Below are 18109 nucleotides of genomic sequence, written 5' to 3' on the forward strand. Positions count from 1 at the left end.
TTTAAAATTTGAATTTTCAATACAATATTTCTGGTTAACCTTTTATATCCAACTCTTTCAATATCTGGTTAGCATGGTCCTTCGTGTTAACCTTGGTGATTATCTTCTCGATACTGCCGTTCTGTCCGATAACGAAGGTGGTACGGACAACCCCCATATAACTTCTCCCATACATTTTTTTCTCGCCCCATACGCCGTATGTTTCCATGATTGTTTTGTCCGTATCGGCAATCAGGTTGAACGATAAATTGTATTTTGCGATAAATTTCTGGTGGGAGGATGCCGGGTCCGGACTTACTCCGATCACTTCAAAACCTTGAGAAGTAAGTGATGCGTATCCTTCGTTTAAACTGCATGCTTCCGCCGTACAACCGGACGTGTTATCTTTCGGGTAAAAATAAAGTATGAGTCTTTTACCTTTAAAATCATCAAGGGTTATCTCCTTGCCGTCCTGATTCTGCCCTTTGAAATAGGGGGCTTTTTCTCCTTCATTTAACTGTGTCATCGTTTTTCGAGTACTATGATATTTCTACAAAAGTAGGAATATTTTGGAGATTTCAGAGGAAGTCGAAAGAGAAAGTTTGAGGAAATTAAAGATTCCGGAAACAGAGTTGTTACGGCGGAAAAGATTTCTTTTTGATCCGGCACGATGATATGACAAAAGTCGGGGCGGATAGAAGGAGCCGACCGAATTCTCGGACGTTTTTTTATTCTTTGATAAAACGCTTTTTATCCGTAGTTTTGCGGTCAATAAAAATGAATTACTATGGAATTTATAGAGACCTATAATTTGACGGGTTTGATTATCGGGATATGTACGTTTTTGATCATCGGCCTGTTTCATCCGGTTGTCGTAAAAGCGGAGTACTATTGGGGAACGAGATGTTGGTGGATATTTTTGCTCTTGGGGATAGCGGGAGTTGTTGCGGCATTATTGGTAAGGGAAGTCATGTGGTCTTCCCTGTTAGGAGTCTTTGCATTCTCTTCTTTTTGGACGATCAAAGAGGTTTTTGAACAGGAAGAGCGGGTAAGAAAGGGATGGTTTCCTAAGAATCCGAAGCGGAAATATAATTTTTAGATTAAACAACAGAGATGAAAATTGAAGAGGTATTGATACAAATGAACCGGGAATGCCGGGGAACCTTGGTGGAACACTTGGGAATAGAGTTTACCGGAATCGGGGAAGATTGGCTGGAAGCCCGGATGCCGATAGATGAACGTACGATGCGTCCGGGAAATTTGCTGCATGGTGGAGCCATTATGGCTTTGGCGGAGACAGTAGGTAGTGGTATTACGTACGTTTCGGTTCCTCGGGAGGGATTTCACGTGTTCGGTATCGAGATAAACGGAAACCATATCCGGAAGGCTCAAGGGAGTTATGTTACGGGGCGTGCCGAATTTATTCATAAAGGAAAACGTACTCATGTAGTGAGTATCAACGTGACGGATGAATTTGGGAACTTGGCTTCCGTATGTCGGATTACAAATGTCATTCTTCCCAAATCATGATGATAGAAGAGGTTCGCGTATATAGCCAACAATTGTCAGAAGCCGTATTTGATAAGCCCGGGGAGCTTGTTCATTGGATGGGGGCCGTACAAGCCCAACATTATCAGATGGCCAAATGGGCTGTTGGTCTCCGCCTAAAGTCCGCCACTTTGCAAACGGTGGAAGAGGCATTGAGAAGAGGTGAGATATTGCGTACCCATGTGATGCGTCCTACCTGGCATTTCGTGGCTGCCGAAGATATTCGTTGGATGTTGAAGTTATCTTTTTCGCGGATAAAGTCCGCCAATGAATCGTTTGCGAAGAGTAAAAATTTAGGTATAACGGAAAAGTCGTATTTTCGCTGTAACCGATTGTTTGAAAGGATATTGGAAGGGAATAGAAGTTTGACTAAGGAGGAGATCGCGACGGAACTGATGAAGGCGGGATTGGTAGTCGATTTTGCTCGGTTGACCCATTACCTGACGCGTGCGGAGGCGGAAGGAATCGTATGCAGTGGTGTCGATAAGGATAAAAAGTCGACTTATGCTTTGTTGGAAGAACGGGTGCCGCCTGTGAAAGAGTTGCATAGGGAAGAGGCCTTGGCAAAGTTGGCGGTCAGCTATTTCAGAAGCCATTCGCCAGCCAGTTTACAGGATTTTGTATGGTGGTCTGGGTTATCGATCGGCGATGCCCGGCATGCCATGGATTTGATCCGCTCGGAACTGACTTCGGATCGTTTTTCCTCGTCCCGATTATTCGTGCACAGTTCATGTGATAAAAACATGAATATCGATAGGATATTGCATTTTCTACCTGCTTTCGACGAATACCTGATCAGTTACAAGGAGAGAGAGACGATCTTGAACCGGGAATATTATTTCAAGGCTTTTAATCGTTGGGGAACCTTTTATCCGGTTATTCTCTATAATGGAAAAATTGTCGGGAATTGGAACAAGGTGGCCTCAAGGGGACAGGTTTCCGTTGAAACCTCTTTTTTTGAACGGATGGAGTTGGATCGTGGCCTGTTAAAAGCGGCGGAGAAGAGGTATAAGGAGTTTATTATGACATAAACGAAAGAGAGATGGCTTCGGTAAAAAAGGCGTTTGAATGGCATTGTTCTTCCGCAAGTTGGGCGGAGGCGAACCGTAGGGCCGGTATACGTATCAGGTCCGAATATAGGCGGGATGTCCGGCTGGACGTTCCGCAACGGATAGAGAAGATCGCTATCGGATATATCGGGGAGTTTGCTTTTGATGAGTGGTGTCGGTTGAAAAAACTCCCGGTTGTTTATTTGGGAGAAAAGATTGGGGATACGCCCGATCATGGTGATTTTTTGGGTGCTCGGAACGAGATAATCGACGTTAAAACACAAGAGGTATTTTATTTTCCTCACGATGACTGGAGGTGTGAGGTTACGGACGAACAGGTCAAAAGAGTGGTGGATATCTATGTGTTTTCCAAATTATATACTCGCGGTCACGAGCGGGTGTTGTTGGTGTTAGGGTGGATATTCAAAAAAGATTTTTTGCAAAAAGCCGTTTTCAGAGCACCCGGAACGATATTACGGGGCAAACCGGTTCATTACGCGAAGTGGGACGTGACGATCGCAGCATTGAACGATATGGACCGGTTGGCGAGTGTGCTGGGGAGCAGATGCTATCGTATTACGAGATAACAGATAATGGACAAAAGTAAAGTTTTCCGCGTGGAACGGGAAAAGAAAATTGTAGAGAGGATGATTCGCCTCTATTGCAGGAAAAAGGAGGGAAATAAGACCTTGTGCCCGACTTGTGCGGAGTTATTGGAATATGCCCGAGCGAGATTGGAACATTGTCCTTTCGGGGAGGATAAGACTTCTTGTAAACATTGTCCCGTTCATTGTTATTCTGCGAAAATGAGAGAACGGATCCGGAGAGTGATGCGTTTCTCCGGACCACGCATGTTGTTGTACTCGCCTCGGGCGGCGTTGGAACATTTGTTTCGGAAATAATCTAACGGCTGTTGTTGATGGTTTCTATAATCTCTTCATTGTTGATAATACGCATTCCGTGACGATCGGAAGTTATCCCCTTTTCTAACAGATAAGGATAGACCGGACGGGATTCCTCGATTCTCGTGGGAAAATAGAAAAATTGGACATTCCGGTAATGCTCCTTTAAATCGTTAGCTGCTTCTATGATATGGGTAGATAGGAGGAAAAGACTGTCCCGACTCTCCGCGAAGCCCATGGATACGGCAACGGTTGCGTCGAAAGCGTCTTTCACGTTGGTTCCTTTAAACAGTTCGTCCATTATCAGTACCAGCCTTTTTCCCCGGTTCAACTCTTCGGCGACAGTCTTTACCCGTAAGACTTCCGAGTAGAAATGGCTGTATCCTACCAGCAGGTTATCGGATAAGTTAATGGAGGTGTACATGCCTTCCTGGAGGCTAAACTCCATCTCCCGTGCGGGTACGGGAAAGCCTAAATGAGCCAGGTATATAGCGATGCCGAAGGCTTTCATAAAGGTGGATTTTCCGGCCATATTGGCTCCGGTCAGGAAGAAAACGTTTTGTTCCGTATCTATTTGAATGGAATTGGCTACCGGAGACTCTACGTGGGGATGGTAAAGCCCTTCCATTCGAACGAAATTCTTTTTTTTCTCGCGGAGAAGCGCGTGGGTGAAATGTTTTTCGTTTGCCACGTTTGCCACGGACAGGTAAGCATCCATTTCGTAAATCATCCGCTCCAATGTTTTCATTTCCATAAAGACGGTTCGTCGTAACCGATAATCCAAATGGGCCATTTTAAAATAGGAGAGACGTTTTTTGTCCTTTTCTTTTTTCCACCAACGTATGTTTTTACTTTCCAGAATCGTTCTGAATACGGATCTCTCTTCTTGATAAACGGGAGTATTGTCGTCAAGCGTTTGCAGGAAGCTATTCAGAGAGTCTAACATTTTTACAGAGGAAAGAATACCGTCTTTGACAAAATCGAATTGGGCATCGTCCATGAAAAATTTTAAGATTCTCCATTTTATTATCCTGTAAAAGGAGAGAAGTTTGAAACGGGGAATCGGGACGTTAAAATAGGTATTGACCTCCTTCATGATAAAACTACCTACCGGGAGTTTTTTGTCGATACGTTGAAAATAACGGATGATCTCCCTTCTCCTCTCGATCTCCTTTGCATCGGTAGTGGGATTCATAAACAGAAGTTCGAGTGTCTGGCTGCCTCCCTGAGTTACCGTTCGGTTAAACGTGTTGAAAACGGATTCGTCTTTAAACTTGCCGAATAACTCTAAATCGTTTATCGTCTGTTTATCGACAAAAAAACGTCCTTCTTCTTTCGGAGAAGGAGGAACCTTCACCTTGCCTTGAATAATCTCGATGATCCGTTCATTGTTGATGATTCTCATTCCGAAACGGTCTTCCGTTATACCCGGTTGCAAGGTGTGCGGAAAGACGGGTTTTTCTCCCTTCATTAACGTGGAGAAGTAAGTGAACAAGATGTTGTCATAATGTCCTTTTAGGGCGACTCCGGCTTCCGTAATATGAGTGGATATCATGAAGATCGCTTTTTGGTACTTGGCAAATGCTTCCGTTACGGCATAAGTCCCGTCGTAGGCGTCTTTCACGTTCGTTCCCCGGAAAAGTTCATCGAAAATAATAACCAAGTCGTGTTGACGGTCTAAAAGTTCTGCTACTTTTTTTACCCGTTGAACTTCCGTGTAAAAATGGCTGTAACCCCGTTTTAATTGGTCGGGAAGGTTGATGGTGGTATATAATCCTCCTCGGAGAGAAAATTCCATAGACCGGGCGGGAACCGGAAATCCCATATGTGCCAGGTATAGAATAACGCCGAAGGCTTTCATAAAAGTAGATTTTCCGGCCATATTAGCCCCGGTTAAAAAGATGATCTGCTGGGAGGGGTCAATGGTCAGGTCGTTCGTCACGGCATTTTCCACGAAAGGGTGGTAAAGTCCTTTTATATCTATCAGCTGCTCTTGCTCCGGTAGGGGAATCGGAAAGGTAAAGTTGCGTGCGATGGCGGTTTGAGCGACAGCGATGTAGGCATCGAGAATAGAAAGATGAGTCATTAATCGGGACAGTATATCCCGGGCCCTGAAACGAAATATAGTATCGCAAGCAGCTGTTTTTTCATAATCGAATGTCTTTTGCCCGTTCTCTTTAAGAGTCCAAGCCAAACGTTCGTCGTCGACGATTTCTTTCATCTCCTCTATCATCGTTTTCAAAGGAGTTTCTTCTGTCGAATCTCTTTCTTCCGATACGAAGTTACGGACGGAGTTGATCAATCTGATTGTCAGCATGATTCCTTCCTGATTTCTCTTGTAATCCAAATCCATGCCGGATCTTCGTTTTAAATTTCCTTGTATGCTTGTGCTATTCGGGTCTATTCTGCTTTTTTCGCTTTGTTCCCCCAGGTAATTTTCCACGTTATTGATCAAGCTGCCCATAAAAGGGAAACTGCTTTTTTTATCATGGAAATAACGTATTACGGCTAAGCGTTTTCGGATTTCCTCCAGATCGGATATCGGTTGTTTAAACATGCTTTCCAGCAGTCTGGCTCCCGCGTTTGTACAGGTTTTGTTGAATAAACCGTATATGCTGCTATTTTTGTTTTTTCCGAATATACTCAGATCGTTTAAGGTTTGGTTATCTGTATAAAAAGTCATAAGTCGTGTTTATGGTTATTGATTGGTATTAGTTCGTATATTAAAGATTTTTTAAAGTTATGATGTTAAATGGATAAAAGGAATATATTTCGTTATTTTTAATTATTTGTAACTATTATATTTAATCACGAGTGTTTTACCATGATTTGCTTCTAATTTTGTTTGTTTATATTCTTCATGGTGACAAAAATATTGTTGAAACAGGGTATGACCTGTTTTCGTTTTGGATATACAGTAAAATGTATTACTTTTGTTCCAAATTATATCTTTACTCGAATGAATATTTAATTACTTCTTTTCAAAATCGGGGTTATACCTATGCCAGTAAACGGTTTTAAATAAGAAACCGGGCAGGTTTTTCGTTTAGAAAGTTGCTATTCGTGAATTTGATTCTTTATTATCACTTTTGCCCCGTGATTTCAACTATTTGAGTATTAATTGAGTAATTTATATAGAATGAGCATAGTTGTACGACGACTTACTTATCGACATGCCGACAAAGAGATGCTTTTTCAGGATCTTTCTTTTGCTGTAAAACGAGGCCAAAAAGTGGCTTTTGTCGGGAATAACGGAACCGGAAAGTCGACTTTAATGCGTGTTATAAACGGGGAGCTTTCCGCCGTGTCCGGGGAGATTATATGTAACGGAACAACGTATCATGTGCCGCAGCATTTCGGTCAATACGATCATCTGACGATAGCGGAGGTTTTGCGGATCGATAAAAAACTGACGGCCTTACGGGCCATTACGGGAGGCGATGTTTCGGAAGAACATTTTACGGTGCTCGGAGAGGATTGGGATATAGAAGAGAGGGCTCGGACGGCTTTGGAAATTTGGGATTTGGAGTATGTTTCGCTCTTCCGGCCGTTGGCAAGTCTTAGCGGAGGAGAGAAGACCCGGGTGTTGCTTGCGGGTATTCATCTGCATTCGCCTGAGATAATTTTGTTGGATGAGCCCACCAATCACTTGGATAGCGAGTGCCGTGAACGGTTGTATGGGCTTATACTAAACGCTAAAGCGACCATTGTCGTGATTAGCCATGACAGGGTATTATTGAATCTGATGTCATCGATTTACGAATTGGATAGAAGGGGAATAACTTACTACAATGGGAATTATGATTTTTATAAGACTCAGAAAGAGACTCTTATTCATGCGCTTTATTCTCAACTGGACGAAAAAGAAAAAGAATTGCGTCTGGCCCGTAAGGTCGCTCGGGAAACTGTCGAGCGCAAGCTGAAATTAGATGCCCGGGGAGAAAAAAGAAGTGCTAAAAAAGGGGTAAGCCGTATGGCGATGAACACTTTAAAGGACAGGGCAGAAAAGAGTACTTCAGCTTTGAAGGGAGTTCACGAGGAGAGGCAGAGGGGTATTACAGAGAAGTTGACGGAGGTTCGGGCCTGCCTGCCGGATATAAAGTCCATGAAAGTAGATTTTAAAACCTCGTCGTTACATACGGGAAAAATTTTAATCACGGCTCGGCATATTAATTTCGCTTATTCGTCTGTCCCTTTATGGGAAAAGGATTTGGATTTCCTGATAAAGAGCGGCGATCGGGTACTTATCCGGGGAAAAAACGGTTCAGGGAAAACAACCTTACTGCGGCTGATGACCGGAGAGTTGAATCCTTCCAGAGGGGCATTGACCCTTGAGGATTTTAAGTATGTTTATTTGGATCAGGAGTATTCGATCGTTAAAAATGATTTGTCCGTGTTTGAGCAGGTACGACGGTTTACCGCCGTGCGACAGGAACATGAAATCAAAACGATTTTGAATCGTTTTTTGTTTCCCATGCCGGTGTGGGAGAAAAGTTGCAGAAAGTTGAGCGGGGGAGAGAAGATGAAGTTGGCTCTTTGCTGTCTGATGGTCAGTGCCGATACCCCGGATGTTTTTATTTTGGACGAACCGACCAATAATATCGATATGCAGAATGTTGAAATTCTGACCGCTACCGTAAAGGATTTTCGGGGAACCGTGTTGGTGATTTCACACGATCCTTATTTTGTTGAACAAATCGGAGTAGACTACACGATAAACCTTTAATGAAAAGTATAATGGCTCTTTAACTCCGGGTAACATGTGTATTATCATTTTGAATTTAAAATACGAAGTTTAATTTTGTAACCGGAAAAGAGCGGAAGAAATTATTTCTCTTGTTTTCTTCGATGTCGTCGTATCTTAATTTATATTTGTAAAGGAATGATATTGAACCTGAATCAATCGAATGCGATTGATAATGGAGAGGTTAGAGAAAGGATGGGGAACACTTCCTAATAATAACAGAGGATAATACGTATAATAGAATGAAGAAATTGATCGGTTGCACGGATGTGGTTTTTGATATATTGAGAACAAAAAACAAGTGTTTGACGGATAGCGGTGAAGTGGATATGAATGCGCTTAAGAGAGCGGTAGGTGAACAAGAGGAGTGGTTGATCTCTTCTTTGTTGGAGAATGAGATATGCCGGAAACGTTTTTTTATTCGATGCGGTGCGGTTTATGTATTTAAGCAGAGAGATTTCGTTTTTTTTCTGGAGCAGGATATGCTGGATCACAGTTATACGAAATTTGAGAATAAAATCGGATTGGCTACCGGAAGAGGTAAACTATTGAAAGATTACGGAGAGGTGGTTTTGTACTTTCCGTTTAAAGATTGTGTACTCGAAGGAGGACAAAGCACGGAAGAGGGAGTGGACATTTATTTTGAAGCGAATGCCGATACATCCGATTACGTGGAGAAAAAGGCGAAGAGGAAAGAGGTGTTTTTCAATGCGGTCATAGGTAGTGAGGAGATAGATCGGTTGTTGGAACCTAAGGCTTTTGAAAACGTAAGGCGTAATACCGGAAACGGAGAGAAGCGATTTGCAGGATTTCAATACGATGAACGAGGAGTGATCAAGGATAATCTGGTCATAAAGGGAAATAACCTGTTGGCTCTGTACAGTTTGAAGGAACGTTTTTTGGGAAAGGTCAGGTTGATTTATATCGATCCCCCGTACAACACGGGAAACGATAGTTTTGGTTATAATGACAATTTCAACCATTCGACCTGGCTTGCTTTTATGCGTAATCGATTGGAGGTCGCCAAGGAGTTGTTGGCTGATGACGGGAGCATTTTGGTTCAATTGGATTGGAATGAGGTACATTATATGAAAATCCTGATGGATGAGGTATTCGGAAGAGAGAATTTCCGGAATGAAATTATCTGGTGTTACAATGGCCCGGGTTCACCTAAGATGAAACAATTGAACCGGAAACATGATAATATATTGTGGTATAGTAAAACCGGCAACTGGATTTTTAACGGGGACGATGTTAGGATGAAATCCGAAGTGCACGTGGGAGGTTTTAACGGGGAGATGAACAGTGACGTGAGTGAGGGGTACACGGAGAAGGGAAAAATTCCGGAAGATTGGTGGGAATTGTTCCACACGGAGGAGGATTTCGTGGAGGAGATGAAACGGATATTTGCCGAATATAAATTGAATTCCGATGCCGATTGGCTGAAGGCGGCGGTAGCGGCCCGAATAAGGGTGGACGGAGAGAAGAGGACTGGATATATCACGGAAAAACCCTATAAGTTAATGGAACGGTTGATTAAAATGACCACGAACGAGGGGGATATCGTTCTTGATTTCTTTGCCGGAAGTGCTACAACGGCTTATGTCGCCGACTATCTCAACCGTCGGTATATTGCCGTGGAACAATTGGAAGAGACGCAGGAGAAAATCAAGACCCGTCTGAAACATACGGAATACGTCTATTTCGAGTTGGCCAGAAATAACCAGAGAGCTATAGAGAAAATCAATACATGTAAAAATTACGATGAGTTGCTGGCTTTTTTTGAACGGATGTGCGAGCGCTATTTTTTGGATTACAACTTGAAGGTAAGAGAGTTTAGGGAAAAGGTCAGCCGCGAAGAAACTTTCATGGCTTTGCCTCTATGGAGGCAAAAAGAGATTTTCTGTAAAATGCTCGACTTGAATCAGCTTTATATCAACTACGCGGAGTTGGGGGATATCCGGTATACCGTGAAGGAGGAGGATGTTTTTGCCGCTAATGAATTTTATAAAAAATAAGATATGACCCATACGAGTTTAGGGAATCCGGCGAAGATCGATTATTTGTATGAAGAGTTGGAAAAGAGTAAGAAATATGTCGAGAACCCTATTGTTATACCTGAATACATCACCCGGAATCTGAAATTCGACCTGTTTTACTGGCAACGGGAGGCCCTGGAAAATTTTTTACTGAACGAGAGGAATAAGGAGAGAGGGAACCACCTGATGTTTAATATGGCTACCGGTACGGGTAAGACCTTGTTGATGGCGGCTTTATTACTCTATTACTATAAGCAGGGGTATCGTAAGGTGATCTTTTTTGTTAATCAGAACAACATTGTAGGCAAAACGGAAGATAATCTCTCCAATCCCGGACATAACAAATACCTGTTTCAGCCGATCATCACGATTGATCAGGAGACCGTGAATATAAAGAAGGTGGAGGTGTTTTCGGATCGGGATGATGTATTGGAGATAAAGTTTTGCAGCATACAAAAATTGCATAACGACGTCTATAATATAAAAGAGAATACCACGACCTTGCAGGAGTTGCAGGAGCGGGATATCATCATGATAGCGGATGAAGCGCATCATCTGAATGCCAACACGAAAAACGAAACGGGAGTATTGTATGGTCCGGATTTTAACACGGGCATATCGGAAACAAACGCGAAAGAGGAAGATATCGAAAGGGGATGGGAAAATACGGCCATACAGTTGCTGTTGAATAAATACGGTTATAGGGGTGACAGGCCGAACAAAAATATACTTTTGGAATTTACGGCTACTATCCCGGAGGTAAGGAGCGTGTTGCAAAAGTACGCGGATAAGACGGTTTATAAATTTCAGATTGAAGATTTCCTTCGGGCCGGATACACGAAAGAGATTCATTTAGTCAGCTCTTCTTTCGATAAACGGTTGCGAATATTGCAAGCATTATTGTTTAACTGGTATAGACAGGAAATTGCTATTAAGTTCCATTTATATGATTTTAAGTCGGTTATCCTTTTCCGGAGTAAAACTATTGAAGCTTCCCAGACGGATTTTGCCTTTTTTAGAGAGTTGATAGATAATTTGAGTATTTCCGATTTCGATTTTATCGGGACGGTTAAGGAAGAGGAGCTGGATAGGATGAAGGAGGTTTACCGAAGAGGACAAAGCCGGATTGTGGATATCAGGCGTTATATTGCGGACAACCGTGTTGAAGTTCAAAGTATAATCGAATTTTTGCAGACCCACTTTAAGGTTCAAAATTGCATTATAACCAATTCTTCCGATAGAACGGCTAAGGGGAAAGGGAAAGGAGAAGAGAAAACGACGGAAAGTCAGGATCGTTTATTGAACAATCTGGAAGATAGAAATAATATCATCCGGGCTGTATTTTCCGTGCAAAGATTGACGGAGGGATGGGATGTTCTAAACCTGTATGATATCGTACGATTGTATGAAGGACAGAATACGGGGGGCAGCAATGTAAAGAAATCGGCAACCAGTCGGGCGACGACCCAGGAGGTACAGTTGATAGGCAGAGGAATAAGGTATTATCCGTTTTCTTATGGAGATAAGGAGAGAGGAAGACGGAAATTTGACGATGATCTGACCCATGAATTGAGGGTATTGGAGGAATTTTATTTTCATAGCGATAACGATGAGCGCTATATAGGGGACCTGATTCAGGAGTTGAAACGGAAAAATTTGATAGAGGACAGGAAGATACGTAAGGTATTTGGACTGAAAGAAGCGTTCCGTGCCTGCGAATTTTACCGGAAGGCGAAGCTGTTTAAGAACGAACGGATCGTCAATCCTTTCAGGCAGAAGAAAAGTCTGGATCAGATCGAAAAGGAGTGGTATTTTGCCTGTACAATTATAGAAGAACAGAAAGAGGCTAAAATTCTTTTTGATGATAACCGGGACGATGAGGATAAATATGTCGATCATGCTGAATCCAAGACGCTACTGATAACGATTAGGGATATGGAACGTCATATCGTTATGAAGGCGATCAATCGATTGTCTAAGCAGGTGGATTCTGTCTATCGGATAGGAAATTTGTCTAAGGAATTGAAGGTCGAATCTATCGATGAACTGTATGATAGCGGCCTATTGGCGGGACTTCCTCTCTCCGTAACGACGAATCGGGCATTGACCCATAACGACTATCTGAAGATTGCAATCCGTTTCTTCGAACAGCTGGAACAGGAGATAAAAAAGTATTCGCGACCTTATACCGCCACCTGCTTTAAATCGGTTGCTTTGGCGGATGTATTTGAAAAATCTAAAGAAAAGCTGGTTGAGGCGAATTATGATAAAGAGTACGAAAAGAGTATGGTTGCGAACGATTGGTATGTGTTGGATGCGTTTGTGGGGACGGATGAAGAACGTGATCTTTTGGAATTCATAAAAGGATACATCGGTAATTTGAAAAGTCGTTACGATGAGGTATACCTGTTGCGTAACGAAGAGATATATAAAATATATGATCGCGAGGGACGAGGGTTTATGCCTGATTTTCTGTTGTTCCTGAGAAAGGGAGATGACTATTTTCAGGTATTTGTGGAACCCAAAGGGAGTGACCGCCTGAAAACGGATCAATGGAAGAATGATTTTTTGCAAGCCATAACGACAGAGGATCAAAATTATATAGATCGATCTTTGATGCAGCAAGGGAATAAAAGTTATCGGTTGATAGGTATACCTCTTTATAATTCGACTAATACAAAGAAAGAGGTGGAGACTTGTTTCGTCCGCCATCTTTTGTCTTAAATAAATAATTGAAAATGAGTGAGATTGTACGACCTTCAGTTTGTGATTACGATGAATTGACCGACCTCTGGGAAGCCTCGGTTCGGGCTACTCATGATTTTCTTGCGGAGGAGGATATTCGTTTTTTTAAGCCTTTGGTGCGGAATCAATATCTTGATGCCGTATCGCTCTTTGTCATTCGGGGGAATGAGGGGCGAATTCTGGCTTTTATGGGAATTCGGGAAGATATGCTTGAAATGTTGTTTGTCCATCCCGGAGTACAAAGAACGGGATTGGGGCGACGTTTATTGCATTATGCCGTGCAATGCAGAGGAATTTCTAAGGTTGACGTAAACGAACAGAATGAAAATGCGCTCTGTTTTTACGAGCGGATGGGCTTTGAAGTAACCGGGAGGAATGCAACGGATGCTTTTGGAAAACCGTTCCCTATTCTGCATATGAGCTTGAAAAGCGAAGGCTCTTCGAGAGAATAGGGGTAATTTCGCCCATATTTAGAGATTGGTGAATATTTTAATTTACGATTGAGTGCTGATCTTACCCTCTTTAAATCGCCAACCCCTCAATCTTAGAATCCCTCAATGGTTAATTCGTTAATTTCCTTAGATGTTCCTCCAATTTAAACATTTCGTCCCGTAGACGAGCGGCTTCCAGAAAATCTGTTTCTTTAGCCGCTTTTTGCATGGCGGCTTTGGTTTTTTGTAGCATTTTTTCTATTTCCGGTTTGCTCATGTAGGCGACGACTGGGTCGGCAGCCGTATTTACGTGCTCTTCTTCGACATAGGCGCGAGAAGTCTCTTTTAAGACCGATTCGGTGGTTTTATGAACTTGAGTCGGCGTAATACCGTGCTGGCGATTGTATTCCGTTTGCTTCTCCCGGCGGTATCTTGTTTCGTCGATGGTCTCTTGCATGGAGCGGGTAACGGTATCGGCATACATGATGACCTTTCCGTTCAGATTACGGGCAGCCCTGCCTGAAGTCTGGATCAGCGAACGGGTAGACCGCAGGAAACCCTCTTTATCGGCATCCAAAATGGCGACTAAAGAGACTTCCGGCATATCCAGTCCTTCCCGTAACAGGTTTACGCCGACGATGACATCGATGACTCCTTTCCGAAGGTTTTCGATGATTTGTACCCGTTCGAGCGTATCTACGTCCGAATGAATGTATTGACATTTGATGCTGATACGGTCGAGGTATTTGCTCAGCTCCTCCGCCATGCGTTTGGTGAGGGTCGTGACCAATACCTTCTCGTTAAGCTCTATTCGTTTCTGTATTTCGTTTATGAGATGATCTATTTGATTCTTACTGGGTACAACCTCTATTTCCGGATCCAGGATGCCCGTCGGGCGGATGATTTGCTCCACGACGACCCCGTTGCATTTTTCCAGTTCGTAATCGGCGGGTGTGGCACTGACGTATATGGTTTGTCCCGTGTTGGCCTCGAACTCTTCGAACGTGAGCGGCCGGTTGTCGAAGGCGGCCGGGAGACGGAATCCGTATTCCACCAGAGTCTGCTTGCGGGAGTGATCTCCCCCGTACATGGCCCTCACCTGGGGAAGAGTAACATGGGATTCGTCGACCACGAGTAAAAAATCCCGGGGAAAGTAATCCAGCAGGCAAAACGGACGTATGCCTGCGGCTCTTCCGTCGAAATAACGGGAATAATTTTCTATTCCGGCACAATACCCTAACTCGCGTATCATCTCCACATCGTATTTTACCCGTTCTTCCAATCGTTTGGCTTCAAAATGTTTTCCGATGGATTTTAGAAAATCGACCTGTACGATCAAATCTTGCTCTATATCGTGTATGGCTTTGGCAACGGTGGCCTTGTCCGTCACGAAAAGATTGGCGGGATAGATGTTTAAGGTTTCTAAAGTATCTATTATTTTTCCGGTTTGGGGACTGAAAGAGGAGATCCGGTCGATCTCATCCCCCCAAAATTCGAGTCGGTAAGCTATGCCGTCGAAAGTTTCAATCGAAGGGAATATGTCTACCGTTTCCCCTTTGGCACGGAATGAGCCTCTTTTGAATTCCAATTCGTTATTGGCATATAGAGCATCCACCAACCTGCGAAGTAGTTGGTTTCTTGCAATCTTCATCCCGGTTCGCAACCTGATCGTGTTGGCCCCGAAAGCGGTCGGATCTGCCATTCCATATAAACAGGAGACGGAAGATACGACAATGACATCCCGACGTCCGGATAGCAGGGAAGCGGTAGCCCGTAGACGGAGCTTATCTATTTCATCGTTGATAGCAAGATCTTTCTCGATATACGTGTTGGTAACGGGTAAATAGGCCTCCGGTTGATAGTAATCGTAGTAGGAAACGAAATATTCTACGGCATTTTCCGGAAAAAATGCCTTGAATTCCCCGTATAACTGGGCCGCTAACGTCTTATTATGGCTTAGAATCAGGGTCGGGCGTTGTATTTTTTGGATTACATTGGCAACGGTAAATGTTTTTCCCGATCCGGTTACCCCGAGTAAGACCTGACACGGATCACTCCCCTCGATGCCTTTCACGAGTTGCTCTATGGCCTCCGGTTGGTCTCCGGTCGGCGTATACTGTGACGTTAACTTGAACATGGATCTGTGCGATTGATGTTAACCGAGTTTACTCAAAAATTTCACGGGATTGATGATAAAACGATCATGAACAGCCGTACCGATTGTTGCGGTTTCATCCCATGCCTCGATTTCAAAGCGAATGCGACGTCCTTCTGTTTCCGTAATGGTTGCCTTACATCCTACTTTTTTACCGACGGGAGTGGCTTTCACGTGCTTCACGTTGATTTCTATACCGACCGTGTCGTTTTCGGCTTCCAACATGCCTTCTAAACATTTGATAGCGGTATTTTCCATTAAACCGACCATGGCAGGGGTTGCGAACACCTCTAATTTACCCGATCCGTACACGGCTGCGGTATCTTCATGTCTCACGATAATCTCCTGAGTAAAAGAGAATCCTATCTTTATTTCCATAACTTTATTTGTATTTGACATACAAAGTTACTGAATTATCTGGCCCATACCATGTTTTTGAGGATTTTTGACGGTTGATCTCTGCTTTTATCGAATGGAGACGGACCCTTTGTTTCTATTCCGGTTATTTTTCTTCTTTACAGTGTGGTATTTGATCCGTGCTGTAAATCTTTTCCAATGGTTTTCGGCTTGCTTGGGGATGAATGAGAAGTTCGTATTAATTGCGTATATCGTCCGTATGCTCGTTTATGCCGGAAAAATCGAACACGTTTTCTTCTTTGAAAATTTCCTGACTCTTTTGACGAGGTTATAAAGAATTTTTACCTCGGATTAAAACTCCGAGGTAAAGTGGAAGAGCAACTTTTTATAGTTATTCTGTGCCATTTGAAGCATGTATTGCGATTCGGCTAAGAATACGTCCCGTCCCCACTTGTCTTTAGCCAAATACTGGGCTTTATGGAGCTTAAAGTCTTCTAACTCTTTGTAATCTAACGCTTCGATCCAGCACGCTTTGTAAAGGTTGATGTTTTCCCAGCGACAGGCGGCACCGTACTCGTGGAGTAAGCGGTATTCTATTACCTCGAATTGTAAGGCTCCCACCGTCCCGATGATTTTTCGGTTATTAAATTGGTTGACAAATAATTGGGCGACACCTTCGTCCATTAATTGATCGATTCCTTTGGCTAACTGTTTGGATTTCATCGGATCGGCATTCTCGATGTATTTGAAGAGTTCGGGCGAGAAGCTGGGAATTCCTTTGAAATGCAGTTTTTCTCCTTCCGTCAGGGTGTCTCCGATCTTAAAATTACCCGTGTCATGCAAGCCGACGATATCACCGGGATAGGCTTCGTCGATGATGGATTTTTTAGAAGCCATAAAAGCGGTAGGGGTAGAGAATTTTAAATTTTTTCCCAATCCCACGTGCAGGTAATTGGTGTTCCGCTTGAATATGCCGGAGCATACCTTCACGAAAGCAATGCGGTCCCGGTGGTTTGGGTCCATGTTGGCGTGGATCTTAAAGATAAATCCGGTAAATTTATCCTCTTCCGGGCGGACTATTCGTTCTTCCGTCTCCCGGGGAAGCGGCGAGGGGGCTATTTCGATAAAACAATCCAGCATCTCCCGGATACCGAAATTATTTAAAGCCGAACCGAAAAAGACGGGAGCCACCGTGGCATCCAAGTACTCCTTGCGGTTTATGCCCGGATATACTTCCCGAACCAACTCTAAATCGTCCCGCAATTGTTGGGCACTCCGTTCTCCGATGTACTCGTCCAGTTCCGGGCTATCGATATCGTTCAGTTCGATACCGTCCTGTATGGTTTGTACGCTGGCCGAATAGAGGCATAAATTCTGTTTGTGGAGGTTGTAAATACCTTTAAAGGTATCACCGCTGCCGATAGGCCAACTTAAAGGATTTACCTTGATTTGCAACTCCTTTTCGATGTCGTCCAGTATATCGAAAGGATCGTTTGCCGGCCGGTCCAGTTTATTGATAAAAACAATAACGGGAGTTTTGCGCATCCGGCATACCTGCATCAGTTTGCGGGTTTGGGTTTCCACACCCTTGGCGGCGTCGATCACGATAATCACGCTGTCGCAGGCCGTCAATACCCGGAAAGTGTCTTCGGCGAAGTCCTGGTGACCGGGGGTATCCAAGATATTAATTTTGACGTCTTTGTATTCGAACCCCATCACGGAGGTGGCCACTGAAATACCTCTTTGTCTTTCGATTTCCATAAAGTCCGAGGTAGCCGTTTTTTTAATCTTGTTCGATTTAACCGCTCCGGCAATATGAATGGCTCCCCCGAAAAGGAGTAATTTTTCCGTTAAGGTCGTTTTACCCGCATCCGGGTGGCTGACAATGCCAAAAGTACGTCTTCTTAATATCTCTTCAGTAAAACCCATGTATTTCCGTGTGAATATATACGACTATTTTTTGCGGCTGCAAAGATAATGATTTGAGTATTTAATTTAAGGTTTAAGGCAGAAAAATTGCGGACGTAAAAATATCGAGTCTATTTTCCATTACGTTTAAAACGTTATCGCTTGTTTTTTTCGTAAAGTATAACCGGAATAAAAATATTTTTTATATTTACTACAATTCACATTCATCCTTTGATTGATTTGGTGGTGTCT

The 18109-nt window shown here is 43.3% G+C and carries 14 protein-coding genes; 9 read left to right on the forward strand and 5 right to left on the reverse strand.

All coding sequences use genetic code 11. From position 1 onward, the window contains the following. Nucleotides 1-34 precede the first annotated feature (34 nt). Entirely contained in the window at nt 35-505 is a 471-nt protein-coding gene (bcp, locus tag PGR74_RS01580) for a thioredoxin-dependent thiol peroxidase (RefSeq protein WP_041503768.1), read from the reverse strand. A gap of 261 nt (nt 506-766) precedes the next feature. Here bcp and PGR74_RS01585 point away from each other — a divergent pair, with 261 nt between their 5' ends. From PGR74_RS01585 to PGR74_RS01605, 5 genes are read left to right on the forward strand one after another with little or no spacing between them, the layout of a single operon-like run. Further along, a complete protein-coding gene (locus tag PGR74_RS01585; protein ID WP_041503767.1) occupies nt 767-1078 on the forward strand; it encodes a DUF4491 family protein in 312 nt (103 codons plus the stop codon). Nucleotides 1079-1092: 14 nt separating this feature from the next. Next, on the forward strand, nt 1093-1509 hold the full coding sequence (locus PGR74_RS01590) for a PaaI family thioesterase (RefSeq protein ID WP_041503766.1): 417 nt from the start codon (nt 1093-1095) through the stop codon (nt 1507-1509). Beyond that, nucleotides 1509-2558: a winged helix DNA-binding domain-containing protein gene (locus tag PGR74_RS01595; protein ID WP_041503765.1), complete on the forward strand. Its 1050-nt coding sequence runs from the start codon at nt 1509-1511 to the stop codon at nt 2556-2558. Before PGR74_RS01590 ends, PGR74_RS01595 begins: the two co-directional genes overlap by 1 nt. Before the next feature lie 11 nt (nt 2559-2569). Next, nucleotides 2570-3163 (forward strand): hypothetical protein, encoded by a 594-nt coding sequence (locus tag PGR74_RS01600; protein ID WP_110688384.1) that lies wholly within the window; start codon nt 2570-2572, stop codon nt 3161-3163. Nucleotides 3164-3169: 6 nt separating this feature from the next. Next, nucleotides 3170-3478: a nitrous oxide-stimulated promoter family protein gene (locus PGR74_RS01605; RefSeq protein WP_041503763.1), complete on the forward strand. Its 309-nt coding sequence runs from the start codon at nt 3170-3172 to the stop codon at nt 3476-3478. A 1-nt stretch (nt 3479) separates the two neighbouring features. Here PGR74_RS01605 and PGR74_RS01610 read toward each other — a convergent pair whose 3' ends face one another. Then, nucleotides 3480-6161, reverse strand: a complete 2682-nt coding sequence (locus tag PGR74_RS01610; RefSeq protein WP_270516625.1) for a MutS-related protein — start codon at nt 6159-6161, stop codon at nt 3480-3482. A gap of 456 nt (nt 6162-6617) precedes the next feature. On the opposite strand from PGR74_RS01610, the gene PGR74_RS01615 reads away from it, so the two are divergent. The 4 genes from PGR74_RS01615 (at nt 6618) to PGR74_RS01630 (ending at nt 13458) form a co-directional block, all read left to right on the forward strand. Further along, the gene (locus tag PGR74_RS01615) at nt 6618-8204 is read left to right on the forward strand and encodes an ABC-F family ATP-binding cassette domain-containing protein (RefSeq protein ID WP_110688386.1); all 1587 of its coding nucleotides are present in this window, start codon (nt 6618-6620) and stop codon (nt 8202-8204) included. 260 nt (nt 8205-8464) lie between these two features. Then, entirely contained in the window at nt 8465-10240 is a 1776-nt protein-coding gene (locus PGR74_RS01620) for a DNA methyltransferase (protein ID WP_052634682.1), read from the forward strand. A 3-nt stretch (nt 10241-10243) separates the two neighbouring features. Continuing rightward, nucleotides 10244-12985 carry a DEAD/DEAH box helicase family protein gene (locus PGR74_RS01625; RefSeq protein ID WP_052634680.1) on the forward strand — a complete coding sequence of 914 codons (2742 nt, stop codon included), beginning with the start codon at nt 10244-10246 and terminating at the stop codon, nt 12983-12985. 14 nt (nt 12986-12999) lie between these two features. Continuing rightward, nucleotides 13000-13458: a GNAT family N-acetyltransferase gene (locus PGR74_RS01630; protein WP_041503761.1), complete on the forward strand. Its 459-nt coding sequence runs from the start codon at nt 13000-13002 to the stop codon at nt 13456-13458. Between the two features lie 109 nt (nt 13459-13567). On the opposite strand, the gene uvrB is transcribed toward PGR74_RS01630, so the two are convergent. The 3 genes from uvrB to PGR74_RS01645 form a co-directional block, all read right to left on the reverse strand. After that, nucleotides 13568-15574 carry an excinuclease ABC subunit UvrB gene (gene uvrB, locus PGR74_RS01635; protein WP_041503760.1) on the reverse strand — a complete coding sequence of 669 codons (2007 nt, stop codon included), beginning with the start codon at nt 15572-15574 and terminating at the stop codon, nt 13568-13570. 18 nt (nt 15575-15592) lie between these two features. Then, the gene (locus tag PGR74_RS01640) at nt 15593-15970 is read right to left on the reverse strand and encodes a thioesterase family protein (protein WP_041504061.1); all 378 of its coding nucleotides are present in this window, start codon (nt 15968-15970) and stop codon (nt 15593-15595) included. A 330-nt stretch (nt 15971-16300) separates the two neighbouring features. Continuing rightward, entirely contained in the window at nt 16301-17878 is a 1578-nt protein-coding gene (locus PGR74_RS01645; RefSeq protein WP_041503758.1) for a peptide chain release factor 3, read from the reverse strand. Nucleotides 17879-18109: the final 231 nt, after the last annotated feature.

Source organism: Sanguibacteroides sp. AM78-02pH3A, assembly GCF_027666085.1.
GTDB classification, from domain to species: Bacteria; Bacteroidota; Bacteroidia; order Bacteroidales; family Marinifilaceae; genus Gabonibacter; species Gabonibacter massiliensis.

Bases quoted from the DNA above. Each gene is read 5' to 3' on its own strand.
- PGR74_RS01620 (WP_052634682.1), top strand. From the start codon at position 8,465: ATGAAGAAATTGATCGGTTGCACGGATGTGGTTTTTGATATATTGAGA.
- PGR74_RS01625 (WP_052634680.1), top strand. From the start codon at position 10,244: ATGACCCATACGAGTTTAGGGAATCCGGCGAAGATCGATTATTTGTAT.
- PGR74_RS01595 (WP_041503765.1), top strand. From the start codon at position 1,509: ATGATAGAAGAGGTTCGCGTATATAGCCAACAATTGTCAGAAGCCGTA.
- PGR74_RS01600 (WP_110688384.1), top strand. From the start codon at position 2,570: ATGGCTTCGGTAAAAAAGGCGTTTGAATGGCATTGTTCTTCCGCAAGT.
- PGR74_RS01630 (WP_041503761.1), top strand. From the start codon at position 13,000: ATGAGTGAGATTGTACGACCTTCAGTTTGTGATTACGATGAATTGACC.
- uvrB (WP_041503760.1), bottom strand. From the start codon at position 15,574: ATGTTCAAGTTAACGTCACAGTATACGCCGACCGGAGACCAACCGGAG.
- PGR74_RS01585 (WP_041503767.1), top strand. From the start codon at position 767: ATGGAATTTATAGAGACCTATAATTTGACGGGTTTGATTATCGGGATA.
- PGR74_RS01645 (WP_041503758.1), bottom strand. From the start codon at position 17,878: ATGGGTTTTACTGAAGAGATATTAAGAAGACGTACTTTTGGCATTGTC.
- PGR74_RS01590 (WP_041503766.1), top strand. From the start codon at position 1,093: ATGAAAATTGAAGAGGTATTGATACAAATGAACCGGGAATGCCGGGGA.
- PGR74_RS01605 (WP_041503763.1), top strand. From the start codon at position 3,170: ATGGACAAAAGTAAAGTTTTCCGCGTGGAACGGGAAAAGAAAATTGTA.
- PGR74_RS01640 (WP_041504061.1), bottom strand. From the start codon at position 15,970: ATGGAAATAAAGATAGGATTCTCTTTTACTCAGGAGATTATCGTGAGA.
- PGR74_RS01610 (WP_270516625.1), bottom strand. From the start codon at position 6,161: ATGACTTTTTATACAGATAACCAAACCTTAAACGATCTGAGTATATTC.
- PGR74_RS01615 (WP_110688386.1), top strand. From the start codon at position 6,618: ATGAGCATAGTTGTACGACGACTTACTTATCGACATGCCGACAAAGAG.
- bcp (WP_041503768.1), bottom strand. From the start codon at position 505: ATGACACAGTTAAATGAAGGAGAAAAAGCCCCCTATTTCAAAGGGCAG.